Here is a 16,192-nt window from a genome sequence, read left to right on the forward strand (position 1 = left end):
CTACGCGATCGAGATGGAGCCGGTGCTGGCCGAGCGCATCCAGAAGGAAGACGACGTCAAGACCCTGATCGAGCTGGCGCAGAAGCTCGAAGGCATGACGCGCAACATCGGCATGCACGCCGGTGGCGTGTTGATCGCGCCGGGCAAGCTCACCGACTTCTGCCCGCTGTACGCGCAGCCCGGCAGCGACTCCGCGGTGAGCCAGTACGACAAGGACGACGTGGAGGCGATCGGCCTGGTGAAGTTCGACTTTCTGGGCCTGGCCACGCTGACCATCCTGGAGATCGCGCGCGAGCTGATCATCAAGCGCCACCCGGGGCAGGAGAACTTCCGCTTCGAGGACGTGCCGCTGACCGACGCCAAGGTCTATGCGCTGTTCTCGCGCGGGCAGACCGAGGCCGTGTTCCAGTTTGAAAGTCGCGGCATGCAGGGCATGCTGAAAGACGCCAAGCCCTCGCGCCTGGAAGACCTGATCGCCCTGAACGCGCTGTACCGGCCAGGCCCGATGGACCTGATCCCCAGCTTCGTGAACCGCAAGCACGGCAAGGAAGTCATCGAGTACCCGCACCCGCTGGTGGCCGAGATGCTGAGCGAGACCTACGGCATCATGGTCTACCAGGAACAGGTGATGCAGACCGCGCAGATCCTGGGCGGCTATTCGCTCGGCGGCGCCGACATGCTGCGCCGGGCCATGGGCAAGAAGAAGGCCGAGGAGATGGCCGAGCACCGCGAGATCTTCCGCGCCGGCGCCGCGAAAAACGACATCTCGCAGGAGAAGGCCGACGAGATCTTCGACCTGATGGAGAAGTTCGCGGGCTACGGCTTCAACAAGTCGCACGCCGCCGCCTACTCGCTGCTCGCGTACCACACCGGCTGGCTCAAGGTGCATTACACGGCGGAGTTCTTCTGCGCCAACATGACGGTGGAAATGGACGACACCGACAAGCTCAAGGTGTTGGTGGACGACGCGCTCAAGATGGGCATGGCGTTCGAAGCGCCCGACGTGAACCGCGGTTTCCACCGCTTCGAACCAATCTCCAACAAGTCGATTCGCTACGGCCTGGGCGCCATCAAGGGCACGGGCCAGCAGGCGATCGAGGCCATCGTGGCCGCGCGCGAAGGCCGTGGCGAAGGGCCCCGCGGCCATGAGACGGGTCCGTTCAAGAGCTTGTTCGATTTCTGCGTGCGCGTGGACCGCACGCGTTTGAACAAGCGCACGGTGGAAGCGCTGATCAAGGCAGGGGGCTTTGATTCACTGCACCTCAACCGCGCCGAGCTGCTCGCCTCGGTGGACCGAGCGTTCGCCTTCGCTGCCGCTTCGGCCGCCAACGCCGCGCAAGCCGACATCTTCGGCGACAGCGACCACGGCTCCAGCACGCAAGACCCCGATCTGGTGGCGACCATGCCCTGGGGCGTGAAGGAACGCCTGACGATGGAGAAGACCGCGATCGGCTTCTACTTCTCGGGCCATCTGTTCGACGAAGTTGAACGCGAGGTGCGCCGCTTTGCACGCACGCCGCTGGGCGACGTGATGGAAAGCCGCGACCCACAGATCCTGGCCGGCATCGTGACCGACTTCCGCGTGATCAACGGCCAGCGCGGCAAGCTCGCGCTGTTCAAGCTCGACGACAAGACCGGCGTGTTCGAGACCAGCGCCGACGAGAACCTGATCAACGCCCACCGCAACCTGCTCAAGGACGACGAGCTCATCATCGTGCAGGCGGTGGCCCAGCCCGACCGGTTCTCGGGCGGTGTGCGCCTGAAGATCCAGCAGGTGTGGGACCTGGCTGCCGCGCGCTGCCGCTTCGGCAAGTACCTGCGCGTGGCGGTGAACGGCCATGCGCCTGCCGTGGCCCAGCTGGTGCGCGAGTTCCCGCCCAAACGCGAGGTGACGGAGCAGGGCGAACTGGTGCGGGGCTTGCCGGTGCGGCTGCAACTGCTGCGCGAGGGCGCGCAGTGCGAACTGCAACTGGATGACCGGGCGCTGTTTTTTCCGACCGATGCGGCGCTGGCCAGCTGGATGGCGCAGGCGCATGAGCGGCGGGCGGAAATCGTGTTTGATTAGGACGCACCCCCTGCGCCGCTGCGCGGCTTCCCCCTGAAGGGGGACAACGCCTGCGGCCCGGCGGAGCCGGTTCCGCGGCGTTTCTGGGCGGAGTCCCGGCGCTCCGGTGCTGCCTCTTGTTTCAGTCCAGCGGACGCAGACCGATCACCAGCGACGGCGGTACGCGCCCATCCGTGTCGCGCGGCAGGCTGCTGGTGCGATCGATGGCGCGCAACACGGCTTCGTCCCAGGCGGCGTTGCCGCTGCTCTTGGTGAGCTTGCGCGAGGTGATGGTGCCGTCGGGCGCGGTGCGCACCTCGACCTCCGCGCGTGGGTTGCCCGGGGCTACGTCGGTGAACACCACGTTGGGCTTGATGCGCGCGGCCACCTTGGCGCCGTAGCCTGGCGTGGGGCCGCTGGACTGCTGGGCCGTGCCGGTGCTCTGCGGGCCGCCGCTGGCGCCGGCCTGGCCCATCATGCGGGTGATCTGTTCGTCGCGCAGTTGATCTCGGCGCTTCTCATCGGCGGCCGCGGCCTTGCGTTCCTGCTCGCGCTTCTGCTCGGCCAGTTTCTGCTGGCGCTCTTTCTCGGCTTTTTCTGCCGCGGCCTTTTTCTCTGCTGCCGCCTTCTCGGCGGCCTTGGCAGCCGCAAGCTTTTTGGCTTCTTCCTCACGCGCCTTCTTCTCTGCCTCAGCCTTCTTCTTCGCTTGCGCGGTGGCGATCTCGGCCTGGTTGGGCGAGGGTGGCGGTGGGGCGGGTGCTGGTACCGGGGTGGGCCTGGGCGGCGCAGGTGGGGGCGGTGCCGGTGGCGGTGGCGGCGGTTCCACCGCGCGCGGAGCGGCCTGCTGCGGCAGGCGCGACCAGAGCTCTGCCTCGAACGTCACCGGTTCGGCATCGTTCTGCCACGACACGCCCCAGGTGAGCGCGATCACGAGCAGGCCGTGCGCGATCAGCGCCAGGCCCACCGGGCCGAGCCAGCGGCCGGTGTTGGGCGGTGCGAGGTCGAGGTGGTCGGCGGTGGACTGCATGGCGTTGATCAGCGGGTGGTTTGCACGGACAGGCCGACGCGGGCGATGCCCGCCTCCTGCAGCTCGCGCATCACGCGTACGACCGCGTCGTACTTCACGTTCTTGTCGGCACTGATGACGACTGGCACACCGCCCTCGGGTGCGGCGCCTTTGCCGGCCTGCAACTGCTTCACGCGCGCCACCAACTGCTCCATGGCCACTGGCTGCGGTTCGGTGCTGGCAGAGCCTTCACGCACCTTGATCTGTTCGTCCTTGTCGATCATCACCGCCACGAAATGGTCGGGCTGGCGCCCGGCCTGGCCCACGCTGGGCAGCGCGATCTGGCTCGGTGTGATGAGCGGGGCGGTGACCATGAAGATGATCAGCAGCACCAGCATCACGTCGATGAACGGGACCATGTTGATCTCGTTGATGGTGCGGCGGCCTCGGCCGCGTGATGAGACGGCGGGCATGTTCAGTGACCTGACGGCGTTTGTGTCTGCGCGCCGAGATTGCGCTGCAGGATGTTGGAGAACTCTTCCATGAAGGTCTCCATGGCATTGGCCACGCGGTCGATGTCGTGCGCGAAGCGGTTGTAGAACACGACCGCCGGAATGGCGGCAAACAGGCCGATGGCGGTGGCCACCAGGGCTTCGGCGATGCCGGGTGCCACGGTGGCCAGCGTCACTTGCGCCAGGGCGGCCAAGCCGGTGAAGGCGTGCATGATGCCCCACACCGTGCCGAACAGGCCCACATACGGTGAGACCGAGCCGACCGAAGCGAGGAACGATAGGTTGGTCTCCAGCACGTCGAGTTCGCGCTGGAAGCTCGCGCGCATGGCGCGGCGCGCACCGTCGAGCAGGGCACCGTTGTCGGTGATGCGGCGCTCGCGCAGTTTCTGGTATTCCCGCATGCCGCTGGCGAAGATGCGTTCCATCGGACCGCCGTGCTTGGCACTCTGGGCTGCTGCCGCATACAGGTCGTTGAGGTTGGTGCCCGACCAGAACTCGCGCTCAAAGTCGTCGTTGTGTGCGCGCACGCGCTTGAGTGAGAACACCTTGCGGAAGATGGCGGCCCAGCTCACCACGGAGACGACCATGAGCAGCACCACAACGGCTTGCACCACCCAACTGGCGTTGAGCATCAATTGAACAATGGAGAGATCTTGGTTCATGCGTGTTCAGAGAAGGCAGGTCGTGAAGAAGTTTCGTGGTCCGGACAGGATGCTCAAGGTGGCAGCTTGAGCGCGGCGAGTACGGCAGGTGGTATGCGTTGCGGGCGCAGGTGGCGGTCGTCGACCCAACCGATGCGGATGGTGCCGCTGCACAGCAATTCAGCTTGTGCATCGCTCTGCTGCGGTTTCAGGAGCGCACGCTGCTCAATTGTCATGGACGCAGGGCCCGTATCCAGCACCCGTGCTGTAACCAGAAGCAAATCGTCGAGCCGGGCCGGGCGGTGGTATTGCAGCTGGGTCTGGGTGACGACGAACATGCCGCCGACCTGCTCGCGCATGCGTTGCTGCTCGATGCCCAACGCACGCAGCCACTCGGTGCGGGCACGCTCGAAGAACTTGAGGTAGTTGGCGTAGAACACGATGCCGCCCGCGTCGGTGTCTTCCCAGTAGACGCGCACCGGCCACGTGAACGGATCTGATGGCAGCGTGGGCAGACTCACAGCGCCTGCTCCAGGCGAGACACAGCTTCCTGAAGCTGGGCCATCGAATTGGCGGTGGAAAAACGCAGGTAGCGGCCGGGGTCGGCGCTGCCGAAATCGCGCCCCGGTGTGGTGGCCAACTGGCAACGGTTCATGAGCTCGAAGGCCAGCGCCCAACTGCCACCTTCGTCGGGCCGTGCGCCTTGCGGCGGGATGCCCCACCGCGCGCACAGACCGGTCACGTCTGCCCAGGCGTAGAAGGCACCGTCGGGCATCACCGGCACGCTCAGGCCCAGGCGGTTGAGTTCGGGAATGAAAAAGTCGCGCCGTGCCTTGAACTCGCTGCGCCTGCGCTCGTACTCGGACAGGCTCTCGGGCTCGAAGCAGGCGAGCGCCGCATGTTGTGCAATGGTGCTGGCGCAAATGAACAGGTTCTGTGCCAACCGCTCCACCACCGGCACCAGCGTGGGCGGCAGCACCAGCCAGCCCAGGCGCCAGCCGGTCATGTTGAAGTACTTGGAGAAGCTGTTGATGCTGATGACCTCATTGCCCAGACCATCTGGCAGGCCCAGCGCGCTGTGGCCGAAATCGTCCTCGTAGCTCAGGCCGAGGTAGATCTCGTCGACCATCGTCACGCCGTCTTGGTCACGCACGAAGCGGGCGATGCGCTCCAGCTCGTCGCGGGCAATGGAGGTGCCGGTGGGGTTGGAGGGCGAGGCCAGCAACACGCCGCGCGTGGCCGGGCTCCAGTGCGCCTCGACCTGCGCCGCGCTGAGCTGAAAGCGCTGCTTGGGGCCGCTCGGGATCATCACCGCGCGGCCTTCGGCCGCCTGCACGAACTGTCGGTTGCAGGGGTAACTCGGGTCGGGCATCAGCACTTCGTCACCGGCCTCGATGAGCGCCAGACACGCCAGTTGCAGTGCGGCGGAAGCCCCCGCGGTGACCACGATGCGGCTTGAATCGATGGCGAGGCCGAACCGCGAGGCGTACCAGCCGCTGATGGCTTCGCGCAAGGCGGGCAGACCGAGGGCCTGCGTGTACTGGCTGCGTCCGTCGCGGATCGCGCGTTCGGCCGCGGCGTTGACCAGCGGCGGCGCGGTGAAATCAGGCTCGCCGATGTTCAGGTAAATCATCGAGCGGTCACCCGGCTGGGCGTTCGCCGCCAGGAGAGATGCCGCCTTGGCCAGCTCCATCACGTAGAAGGGTTCGACGCGCTGGGCGCGCTGCGCAATCCTCACGGTGCGGTGTTCTTGCGCGGGCCAGGTTTTGATGGCGCAGCGGCCACCTCGGCCGGGCGCAGCTGTGCGGCCAACTGGTGCAACACACCGTTGACGTACTTGTGGCCGTCGGTGCCGCCGAACGATTTCGCCAGTTCGATGCATTCGTTGAGCACCACGCGCCAGGGCACGTCGAGGCAGTGCTGGAATTCGTATGCGCCGATCCACAGCACGCCACGCTCGATCGGCGAGAGCTCGACCAATGGGCGATCCAGCAACGGCTTGATCAGTGCGTCCAGCGCGTCCGCCTGTTCAATGCAGCCATGCAGCAAAGCGTCGAAGTGCACGCTGTCGCACTTGTGGAAACCGGCGAGGTCGCGCGTGAAGACGTCGATGTCGCTGGCGGCGTTGCGACCCACCAGGTGTTGATAGATCGCCTGCAGGGCGAATTCGCGGGCGCGGGTGCGGGCCGACTTGTCGGCGGCCTTGCGGCCGATCAGGCCGCTCTTGGCTTTTTCGCCCTCGGAGGTGGGGAGTTCTGTGGACATGTTCAGCCTATTTCTTGCAGCAGGTGGGCCATTTCCACCGCCACCCGGGCCGCATCGCGGCCCTTGTCGGTCTTGCGGGCAATCGCCTGCTCGAGCGTTTCGGTGGTCAGGATGGCGTTGGCGATGGGGATCTGGTAGTCCAGGGCCAGGCGCGTAACGCCAGCCCCCGACTCGTTGGCCACCAGTTCGAAGTGGTAGGTTTCGCCGCGGATGATGCAGCCCAGGGCGATGAGCGCGTCGAAATCGTCGCGCTCGGCCATGGCCTGCAATGCCACGGGCACCTCGAGTGCACCTGGCACTTTCACATGGGCGATGTTCTTGTCCTGCACGCCCAGTGCCAGCAGTTCTGCCAGACAGGCGTTGTACAGCGCGTCGGTGATGGGTTCGTTGAAGCGGGCCTGAACGATCCCGATGCTGAGCTTCTTGCCGTCGAGCAAGTGGGCCGTGCCTTTGTCTGCGCCGAACATGTGCGGCTCCGTTTCTGGTTGAGGATGTGAATGGGTTCAGCCGTTGCGGCTGAGGTAACCGGTGATTTCAAGACCGTAGCCGGTCATGCTGGGCATGCGGCGCGGGTTGCCCATGAGCTGCATCTTGTGCACGCCGCAATCACGCAGGATCTGCGCGCCCACGCCGTAGGTGCGCAGATCCATGCGGCCGCGCTCGGGTGCCTGGGCCGAACGGGCGGTGCCTTCAAACTGGGCCAGCAACTGCGCCGCGGTCTCGCCGCAGTTGAGCAGCACGGCCACACCAGCGCCCGCTTCGCTGATGTAGCGCAGGCTGGCTTCCAGGCTCCAGGAATGCATGGAGCGACCAACCTCCAGCGCGTCGAGCACCGACAGCGGCTCGTGCACCCGCACGGCCACCGATTGGTCCGGGCCCCATTCGCCTTTGACGAGTGCCAGGTGCAACGCACCGCTGGGCGCGTCGCTGAATGCGTGCACCTGGAACTCGCCGAACGCGGTGTTCAAGCTGCGGGTGCCCAGTTTTTTCACCAGGCATTCGGTGCGGCTGCGATGTTCGATCAGGTCGGCGATGGTGCCGATCCTCAGGCCGTGCTCGGCGGCGAACATCTGCAGGTCGGGCAGACGGGCCATGGTGCCATCGTCCTTCATGATTTCGCAGATCACGGCACTGGGGCTGCAGCCGGCCATGGCGGCCAGGTCGCAACCGGCCTCGGTGTGGCCTGCGCGCATGAGCACACCACCCTCGACTGCCTGCAACGGGAAGATGTGACCGGGCTGCACCAGGTCGGTGGCAACGGCGTTGGGCGCCACCGCCACCTGCACCGTGCGCGAGCGGTCGGCGGCCGAAATGCCGGTGGTCACGCCTTCTGCGGCTTCGATGGAGATGGTGAAGGCCGTGCCCATCTTGGTCCCATTGCGCGGCACCATGGGTGGCAGTTGCAGGCGTTCGCAGCGCTCTTTGGTGAGCGTGAGGCAGATCAGGCCACGGCCGAAGCGGGCCATGAAGTTGATGGCTTCTGGCGTCACATGGTCGGCGGCTAGCACGAGGTCGCCTTCGTTTTCGCGATCTTCCTCGTCCACCAGGATCACCATGCGTCCGGCGCGCATGTCGGCCACGATGTCTTCCACGGGCGAAATGGCCACCGGGGCCAGGGTTTCAGGCGCGTTCATGCGATTTCCTTGAGGTTGATTTGACCGGCGCTGAGCATGCGCTCCACATAACGTGCGACGGTGTCGATTTCCAGATTGACCGGACTTCCATCGGTCAACTGGCCCAGCGAGGTGTTTTGCACCGTGTGGGGGATGAGGTTGATGCTGAATTCACAGCCGTCGGCAAGGTCCTGGATCGAATTGACGGTCAAGCTGACGCCGTTGACGGTGATGGAGCCCTTGTAGGCCAGGTATTTGCCGAGGTTCAGCGGTGCGATCACGCGCAGTTCCCAGCTCTCGCCCACCTGCGCAAAGCGGGTCACATGCCCGACGCCGTCCACATGGCCTGAGACGATGTGCCCGCCCAGCCTGTCGTGGGCGCGCAGGGCTTTCTCCAGATTGATGCGGCCGCCGGTCTGCGCCAGCCCCGCCGTGCGGGCAAGCGACTCGGCCGAGATGTCGATGGTGAAGTGGTGCCGGGGCAGATCCAGCGAGGTCACGGTCATGCAAGCGCCGTTGAGCGCAATGCTGTCGCCCAAGCCGACGTCATCGAGATACCCGGAGGGTGCCTCGATCGTGAGTCGCTTGCCATGGTCCAAAGAGCTGCCCAGGTCGTGGAGGGCGGCGATGCGCCCCACGCCGGTGATGATGCCGGTAAACATCCGGCTATTTTCGCAGGGTTTTGCTGCTCGACCGGTTCTTCGGGCTGTCAGCTCCGCACAGGCCGAGGCTGGAGGACGAATGGGATCGCCGCTACGTGCGACATCCCGTCTTGGTCGGGTCGCAGCGGCGGATGCGACCCGAGTTGGAGTAGATCACCGCGGTGGCTCGACCTTCAGGCAGGTAAAAGACCACGCTCCCTCCAAGAGCGCCATCGGTGGCGGTGCGGGGAAAGCCCGCGGGATTGAACATCAGGTAGCCCTCCGCTACCGTGCCACGGTCGTCCAGACCATCGTCCTCCTCGCCGTCGTTCATTACGCCATCGGAGGCCGGTCCCTGCTCGATGACTAGAGTGTCGGTACCTGCCGTATAGGCCATGTCGCGGTCGATGTCGGCGTACACCCGCCAACCCCCGACCCAACCCAGATCTTCATTCGTCACCTGCACCAGTGTGTGGCGGGACAAGCGCATGGCGTTGGCCCGGGCCAGTTGCGCCGCATTGACGAAATTGCCGGTGACCCGGGCGACGGCGGCGTTGCGGGCGAAGGCCTGATAGCTCGGCACGGCCACCACCATCAACACCGCTGCAATCGACAGAGTGACCATCAACTCAATGAGCGTGAATCCAGCGGCCGTGCGTCGTTGTTGTTGCGTCATGGCCAGCACGGTTTCAGGGCTGTTGAGGAACCGTTGCAGCGTCGCCGCCCAAGGCTGTCCACGGCGATCACAGCGGCAACGGGGTCGGCCATGGCGGTGGTGCGCGGTTCAGCAAACACCTCGATGCAGTCGCGCACGTCGGGCGTTTCTCCCCCCACGGCCTGGCACTCGCGCGCGCCCAGCACATGGCTGCTGTCCCCCAGAACCCCGGAGCTGGCTGAATGGGTGCGAAAAGGTGTTGCGGTGGCGCCTTTTGCGAAAGCGAGGTAGGTGTTGTTCTGCGTCAGGTGGCGCTCTTGCTGTTGCAAAAGATTCAACAAGGCCGCTCTGGCCTCCGCCCGGCGGCCCTTGCGCACCGATTCCAGGTAGGAGGGGTACGCCAGCGCTCCCAGGATGCCCACGATCGCCACCGTGATCATGAGCTCGACCAACGTGAAGCCTGAACTGCGGCGACTGGTGAAGTGCCTCATGGCAGCAGATCCCGGTGGTTGTGGACCTGACGCCAGCTCATCCGGCCGACCTGCAAGGTGATGTCGAACTGACTGGATTCGGCTTCGCTGTCCATGGAGCCTTGCAACAGGACACCCATGCGGTAGGTGGCGGTGCGGCGCCCGCTGGTGCTGCTGCCCGAGACCACGGCGTTGCCCTTTTCCAGCACCATGGGTGGCCCCGGCAGACCGACACTGGAATCCCAGGAGGAGCCGCGGCCGGTCAGCACATCGATATTGAAGCCGCGACCACCGCCACCGCTGCAAGCCCCGCCCGCCGGGCTGAGTGTCGTGAAAATCAGGATCCCACGATCGAGTTGCATCTCCGTCACCTGCCGCTCCCCGGCCGAGCTGGGGAAATCCAGCACCCAGCCCTCCCTTTGGCTTTCAGCCGTTCCGTACTGGAAAGCGTCGGTGCTTACCTCGCCCCGGGTGTCGATGCTTGCGCTTTGCAGACGGCTGCGACCGGTGATCGTGCTGGAACTGTCCAGCAGCGCATACAGCGATGCAGGCGGCGAGGTCGGTGCGCTGTTGTCGGTGACCTCAAGGAACTTGCCAGTGCCCACGACAACAAGCCGTTTCCCGCCGAATCCGATGGCCGTCACCGGTGCGGAGGTGATGGGCTGGCGTTTGTCGGCGGAACTCCTCGCTACAAACATCGGCTCGTCATTCTCACCCATGGCGTTGACCTGTTCCAGGTTGCTCAACCCGTCGGTAGTGAAGGAGTTGACGCCTCGCTCGCGAAACGACAGGTTCCACACATTGCCCTGCAGATCGCCGGCAAGAATGGCCTCCAGGTTGCCGCTTCCCGGCGTCTGGACTGCTGTGATCTGGATCAGTCCCGGCGCGGTGGAGGCATCTCCGGGCGGCAGTTCGATGCGCCAGAAGTTGACCCCTTCCTGCCACGGCCGGGACGGCGAGGGCCTCGCTTCAAGGTCGATCAGGAAGATCGAAGGATGGGCGTTGCTGTTCGTGTTTGCATCGCTGCGGTGGTTGTTGACACCACCCGGCACGATGGCCATCCATTTGTAGGAATCCGTTGCGGCACCAGCGTCGTTCATCCGCACGCGCGCAACCCGTGGTTTGCCCAGAACATTGCCCAAGGCCGGATGATCTGCGTCCGTGAACTCCCACAGCACGTTGTCCTTGGTGAAGCCCTCCGGGTCTGTGACATCGATGGCGAAGATGCCTTGCGCACCGGCGCCTGCACCCGATACCAGCACGCTGCGCCATTGGCCGCCGATCTGGGCCTCTGCTGCGGTGGGGGTGGCGTCCAGCAAGGGGCGATGGGTGTAGGTGATGTCGGGTACGGTGTGGAGTCGCGGGACGATGAAGCCCGGGATGTAGGCAAATGCCTCGCTGCCATCGCTGGCGCGGAAGGCATGGAGCATGCCGTCGTTGGCATTGGCAAAGACCAAAGGCGTACGGGCCTTGTTGGTCTCACGGAAGGCGGAATAGCCCGTTCCGCTCAACGTGGGAGTGGGTGCGCCCTGATAGACCAGACCTGCGTTCACTACGCTGCCCAGCACCAGTTGCCGGGGACGGAATGGCAGCAGTGGATTGGAGCTGCTCTGTTCCTGGCGACGGTCACCGCGCAGGTAGTTCAGTCGGTCCGGGCCCAGGCTGTCGGCGGTGCCTGACGCGTCTCGGTTCAGTGCGGCCTTGTGCGCTGAGGCCAAAGCGCCGTCCCACACAAAGCTGGAGGGCTCCACCGTGCCCTGTTGCCCCAGCGGAGCACCTACCACGATGTTGCGATCAGCACCATGGTCGACCCCTGTGCGCAAGGTCAGTTCTTGCGATGCATCCCATTCGGGGGTGGTTGCCAACGCAATCTCTGCTGTGCTGGACGAAAGGCTCAAGGCAAACTTGCGAACCCTGCCGCTCCAGTCGTTGGCAACAGGGTTGAAGCTGGCTTGAAACACGGCGGCGGCCTCGTCGCTGCGCAACTGTTGGGAAGAGGCTGCACCACCGGCGATGCTCCGGGTTTCAGTGGTGAGCGACCGGAAGACGTCTGAGATGGAATCCAGAAACGTTTGCGGATCGCTCACCACAAAGTAGTTGCGCGCATCGCCATCGGTGGCTTGCCAGGAGAGATTGTCGCCCGCTGCGTAAGGGCTGCCCGTATTGCCCGTGAGGCTGTCGTCGAAGCCGCCATATTTGGCAGCCAGAAAGAGTTGCGTTCCTCGACGCAAGGTGGCGTTGGACCCTGTCTTGTTGTAGGTGTTGACATCGATGGAAAAGGTGCTGATGCGGGCCTTGGGAAGATCTGCGCGGAAGCTTTGCGTGTTGGCGAAATACGCCAAACCAGCCATCAAGTAGGAGCCCGACGACTCAACGGCGACGTCGGTCGCGATGTTGGACAAATCCACACGGTAGGGATTGTTCAGCGCAATGTTGAGGGCTTTTTGCGCTGTGCCCGTGCTGTCGGTGTAGTCGACTCCAAGATTGGCCTCGAACGAAGCCACCACCTTGGTCCACTTTTCCACATCAAGTGGCACGGGCGTTGTGTCGGCGTCTCGGGGGGCGTCGCGCTTGTAGTCCACCGTGTTGCCCGGAAGGGAGCGATCTGCGTGCGTGAAGGCATCGGCAATGGCCAGCACGCTGTTGCGCAAACAACTCCGCCCTTCTCCCGCGTTGTCCACGAAGCCCGCAAATGGGTCCGTCCACGTCAGGTACGCAGGAAAGTTCTCCGTCAACGATCGGTCATTGGCCGACGTGCCGATGAGTCTGGCGATGGCCGACGGCGTGGGCTGTTGACCCTGCAGATAACGGAAGGCCTCGTAGTAAAGCTCGCTTAGTGGGTCCCAATCCTTGGCGCTGCCGAGGGCATCGGGATCGAGAGCGCCGAACCCGTTGATGTAGTTGATGGCACCCGACTGACCATAGCCCTGGTCGCCGTAGTCGGCATGGCCCGATTGGGGGTTGCGTGTGAACACCCCGGTAACGGAATCCCACTCGCTGTGTGGATTCGCAACTGCCATCAAGTTGTAGTTGGCATCGAACTGCCGCGGGCCGAGGTACTTCAGAGGAGACCTCATCACACCGCCGTTGCGATAGTAGTCGCTGTCATTGAGATAGGAAAAAACACTCACCCGAACGTTGTCGGCACTGACCTGGAACTGCCCCACGGGTTTGTAGAAACTGCCACCGCTGGCATTTTTGTACGGCATGCACAGACCGTTCCATCGTTGTGTCTCCGGGTTCTGGACCATCAGGCGGTTGGAGGCGGTCGCTGGGTCGCACACCAGCACGCGCGTCTGGTAGAACCGGGGTGTCGTGTTGTCGTCCGCAATCAACTCGCCCGGTCTCGTGGCACTGCCCTTGATCAATTGGGGGCTTTGCGCGTTGGCAATCAAAAAGGGCTCTGCGCAATTGCCGGTGGTGTCGTCGACCTTGGAGAAGTAAACGCGATTGCGACAATTGCGGATATACATGCCTTCTGCAAACAGGCTGGAATTGAAGGGTGTGCGCAGGGAAATCTCGTCCACACGTAAACGCTTCAAGGGAAAGAAATTGGATCGATACAACCTGTCGGGCAAGTAAGCGCGCTCCAGGATCGTTCTGCCCGCCCCGGTTCCTTCATCGAACACACGGCGTCCGCCAGTCAGTCCGTACCGCATGATGTCGATGGCGGAGGTGGTCGCCCAGTTGAGAAAGTTGCCGTCAAACGACGTACCGCTTGGGCAGCTATCATCAATCGCGCTTTTGGCACTGCTGTAGGAAAAATACTCGCCTCCAGAAATGCCAGTGGTCGTCACGCTGACATAGCACACCATGTTGTCGAAATAGCCCACGTACCTTTGACTCGGTCTGAAGTCGGCGAGATCGCCTGAGGCGCCTGTGTAGGCCGATCCCAAAGTGGGCATTTCCACCGACAAGGCCAGTGTGAGGTTGATCTTGGATTTCGATCCGTTGACGTAGAGGGAATCATTGGGTAACGAGACCAGAGGCGTGGTCGTGGTCTCTTGGTTGAATGCGAGGCCTGCCACCGTGGCCACTGCAATGCAGAGCGCGGTGCCCCAGGCTTTTCGAGCGATGTTCGCCACGGCTTACTCCTTGCGAAAGAACATTTGCAACATGACCTGGGTCTCCTCCCGTGGCCCGAATCCCACCGCTGTGACCCGGTACAGATGGCGCGGAGCGCCCCCGTTGCCGCCAGGTGTTGGGTCGGGGATGAGCTCGATGAGGTACCTGGGTGCCAGTGCTGGTTGCACTCCGCTCGTGCCTGCCGCGTATTGGCGGTTTGTGTACTCGCCGTACTCCACAGTGCGATCGGTGTCCGTGAACCTGATGGTGGACCAGAGTGGGCCAGCACTTGTGCTCGAGGGCAGACACAGGCCTTTGGTGGTGGTGTCGGTGCCGCATCCCTCTTCGAAGCCAGCTCTTGATGTGGGTGAGAAAAGCCCGGAGCGCACGGATCCTGGATCGCGTATATCCATCTCGGCGTCAAGCAAGGCCGCTTCAGCACCCTGGAAGGCGATCAGGCGGTCACGGTCGTAGCGGCTGCTCCGCTCGGACATCAACACCAGTTGAGAGGCTGCCACCCCGAGCAGGGAGGCGATCACCAACAGCACCAGCGTGGTGATCAGGGAGAAGCCCTGTTCACGCCGCGGGGAGAAACGCTTGAATTGCGGCTTCATGGCATAGCCAGGTCGTTGCGCAGATGCACGGTGAAACTGTGCGATGTGCGCAAGCGCCCATCGGCGGGTGCCAGCAGGACACTGCCGACATCGCTGGTATCGGCAAAGGTGGCGCCCAGTGGCCAGATGTTTTTGGCCGCGACTTCCACCGCGGAACCGACTGGGCCGCGCATGATCAACCCGATTCGCACGGCCCGAACGCGCCGCCAGTTGGCTCGCGTGGCGGAGGCATCGCCTGCCACGGTGAGCTGGTCGGCGCGCAACCAACGGTCGGCAACACTGTCGTTGGAGTTTGCCGTTGGAGCGACCCCCGGCTCCACCGCGTCGGTGCCATACAGCACCTGAAAACTTTCGACACCTTCCACCAGTGGCCTTGAGTCTTTCCAGCCATCGTTGTAGGTGGCGCAACTCAACGACGCCTCCCCGCTGGCGCTGTTTCTGGACAGGTGAAAGAGACTGACCGACCGATTTTCGAGATCAGGCGGCGCCGCTTCGGAGTCCCCACCGCAGTTGAGCATTGAGCGGTCGCCCTTGGTGGCGTCGCTCACTGTGCTCATGCCCTGGAACCGCACCACCAAAATGTCGCTGCCATTGAGGCAGGCCGTGGAGCTGTCACTGCCGCATTTGGTGGGACGATTGCCGTTGGCAATGGCAGTGCTGGTGCTCAGGTTCAGATCGGTCGGGACGGCATAGAACGCGTTGTCCCAGCCAAAAATGTCGGGTTCGAGATCGGTGGCGGCGCTCTGAAGCCGCGCAACCGATTGCAGGTTTGCCAGGGGATTTCCCCAGTCCTCGTAGCCGGCTTGCAGGATCCCCGATGTCAGCAGTTCCGTCACCAGGCGTTCCTTGTCCCGGGCCGCTGAACCGTGGTCTACCGCATTGAATCCTCGACTGGCGCTGAAAAGAAGCCCGATGGCCACGAGCACCAGAAGCAGACCCAAGGTCATGGCCACCAACAGTTCGACCAGCGACAGGCCGCGTTGCTGGATGTGGGTGCATCTCATGACGCACTGCCCGCCGTGATCGGGATCACAACAAGTGGGCGGGACGCTGCCGATCCAAAGATCAACGTGCCTTCGGTATTGATCCTTGTCCAGGCGATCTTGGCCACCATCACGTCACCCATGTCGTCGCAGTCCCATTCGGCTTCGCCAGTGGTGGCGTGAAAAGGGGCGCTGTCAAAGCAGATGCGAACGCGTGGAGAGGGCAACTCCGATCGAAGCCGTCCCATCCATTCATGGACCTGCCATTGCGCGTTGCTCAGGCGTTCTGCATCGGTGTTGCCAGAGCAGGTGTCCACCCAACAATCGATCGGTGGCGCTACCAGGGCTCCCGAGTCATAGTTGATCAGGTAGGGATTGGCCGAAGGCAATGTATTGAGCGCGATGCGGTGGTTGCCTCGCATGGCTTCGGCCAACTCGCCCGCCAGCGCGGCGGCAACCACTTGGTAGCGTGTCTGCGTGTTGGCTTGCAACGCTGCCGCCTGCATGCCAGCTGACCCCAGCATCCCGATACTCAGGACGATGATGGTGACCAGGACTTCAATCAGGCTGAAGCCTGTTTGCTCAGAGCGCACGCGAGGAGGGGTGATGAGTGCCGTGGACATGCCCGCACTCTAACTCTGAAAAATGAGTCTTAAGATAACAATTGGACGGCTGATACCCGT

The 16,192-nt window shown here is 63.8% G+C and carries 16 protein-coding genes; 1 reads left to right on the plus strand and 15 read right to left on the minus strand.

What is annotated here, in order from left to right; genetic code table 11:
- Positions 1 to 2,065: DNA polymerase III subunit alpha (dnaE, locus tag V6M63_RS05510; RefSeq protein ID WP_332740275.1), on the plus strand; the 2,065-nt coding region annotated here is incomplete at its 5' end.
- Between the two features lie 121 nt (positions 2,066 to 2,186).
- Here dnaE and tolA read toward each other — a convergent pair.
- The 15 genes from tolA to pilV all read right to left on the minus strand — a co-directional run bounded on the left by tolA (position 2,187) and on the right by pilV (position 16,132).
- Entirely contained in the window at positions 2,187 to 3,071 is an 885-nt protein-coding gene (tolA, locus tag V6M63_RS05515) for a cell envelope integrity protein TolA (protein ID WP_332740277.1), read from the minus strand.
- Between the two features lie 8 nt (positions 3,072 to 3,079).
- On the minus strand, positions 3,080 to 3,523 hold the full coding sequence (locus V6M63_RS05520; RefSeq protein WP_332740279.1) for a biopolymer transporter ExbD: 444 nt from the start codon (positions 3,521 to 3,523) through the stop codon (positions 3,080 to 3,082).
- Positions 3,524 to 3,525: 2 nt separating this feature from the next.
- Entirely contained in the window at positions 3,526 to 4,224 is a 699-nt protein-coding gene (gene tolQ, locus V6M63_RS05525) for a protein TolQ (protein WP_332740281.1), read from the minus strand.
- A gap of 53 nt (positions 4,225 to 4,277) precedes the next feature.
- Entirely contained in the window at positions 4,278 to 4,724 is a 447-nt protein-coding gene (ybgC, locus tag V6M63_RS05530) for a tol-pal system-associated acyl-CoA thioesterase (RefSeq protein WP_332740283.1), read from the minus strand.
- Positions 4,721 to 5,941, minus strand: a complete 1,221-nt coding sequence (locus V6M63_RS05535) for a pyridoxal phosphate-dependent aminotransferase (protein ID WP_332740285.1) — start codon at positions 5,939 to 5,941, stop codon at positions 4,721 to 4,723. The genes ybgC and V6M63_RS05535 overlap by 4 nt, the downstream gene beginning before the upstream one ends.
- The gene (nusB, locus tag V6M63_RS05540; protein ID WP_332740287.1) at positions 5,938 to 6,468 is read right to left on the minus strand and encodes a transcription antitermination factor NusB; all 531 of its coding nucleotides are present in this window, start codon (positions 6,466 to 6,468) and stop codon (positions 5,938 to 5,940) included. The genes V6M63_RS05535 and nusB overlap by 4 nt, the downstream gene beginning before the upstream one ends.
- 2 nt (positions 6,469 to 6,470) lie before the next feature.
- Positions 6,471 to 6,935 (minus strand): 6,7-dimethyl-8-ribityllumazine synthase, encoded by a 465-nt coding sequence (gene ribH, locus V6M63_RS05545; RefSeq protein WP_332740289.1) that lies wholly within the window; start codon positions 6,933 to 6,935, stop codon positions 6,471 to 6,473.
- 36 nt (positions 6,936 to 6,971) lie between these two features.
- Positions 6,972 to 8,102, minus strand: coding sequence for a bifunctional 3,4-dihydroxy-2-butanone-4-phosphate synthase/GTP cyclohydrolase II (ribBA, locus tag V6M63_RS05550; RefSeq protein WP_332740291.1), 1,131 nt, complete (start codon positions 8,100 to 8,102; stop codon positions 6,972 to 6,974).
- The gene (locus V6M63_RS05555) at positions 8,099 to 8,743 is read right to left on the minus strand and encodes a riboflavin synthase (RefSeq protein WP_332740293.1); all 645 of its coding nucleotides are present in this window, start codon (positions 8,741 to 8,743) and stop codon (positions 8,099 to 8,101) included. Before V6M63_RS05555 ends, ribBA begins: the two co-directional genes overlap by 4 nt.
- Before the next feature lie 91 nt (positions 8,744 to 8,834).
- On the minus strand, positions 8,835 to 9,398 hold the full coding sequence (locus V6M63_RS05560; RefSeq protein ID WP_332740295.1) for a GspH/FimT family pseudopilin: 564 nt from the start codon (positions 9,396 to 9,398) through the stop codon (positions 8,835 to 8,837).
- Positions 9,395 to 9,868, minus strand: a complete 474-nt coding sequence (locus V6M63_RS05565) for a type IV pilin protein (RefSeq protein ID WP_332740297.1) — start codon at positions 9,866 to 9,868, stop codon at positions 9,395 to 9,397. The genes V6M63_RS05560 and V6M63_RS05565 overlap by 4 nt, the downstream gene beginning before the upstream one ends.
- On the minus strand, positions 9,865 to 13,932 hold the full coding sequence (locus V6M63_RS05570) for a pilus assembly protein (protein WP_332740299.1): 4,068 nt from the start codon (positions 13,930 to 13,932) through the stop codon (positions 9,865 to 9,867). The genes V6M63_RS05565 and V6M63_RS05570 overlap by 4 nt, the downstream gene beginning before the upstream one ends.
- A gap of 3 nt (positions 13,933 to 13,935) precedes the next feature.
- A complete protein-coding gene (locus V6M63_RS05575; RefSeq protein ID WP_332740301.1) occupies positions 13,936 to 14,526 on the minus strand; it encodes a pilus assembly PilX family protein in 591 nt (196 codons plus the stop codon).
- Positions 14,523 to 15,530: a PilW family protein gene (locus V6M63_RS05580; RefSeq protein ID WP_332740303.1), complete on the minus strand. Its 1,008-nt coding sequence runs from the start codon at positions 15,528 to 15,530 to the stop codon at positions 14,523 to 14,525. The genes V6M63_RS05575 and V6M63_RS05580 overlap by 4 nt, the downstream gene beginning before the upstream one ends.
- On the minus strand, positions 15,527 to 16,132 hold the full coding sequence (gene pilV, locus V6M63_RS05585; protein ID WP_332740305.1) for a type IV pilus modification protein PilV: 606 nt from the start codon (positions 16,130 to 16,132) through the stop codon (positions 15,527 to 15,529). Before pilV ends, V6M63_RS05580 begins: the two co-directional genes overlap by 4 nt.
- Positions 16,133 to 16,192 lie beyond the last annotated feature (60 nt).

The organism is Hydrogenophaga sp. (assembly GCF_036675665.1).
Lineage (GTDB): Bacteria > Pseudomonadota > Gammaproteobacteria > Burkholderiales > Burkholderiaceae_C > Hydrogenophaga.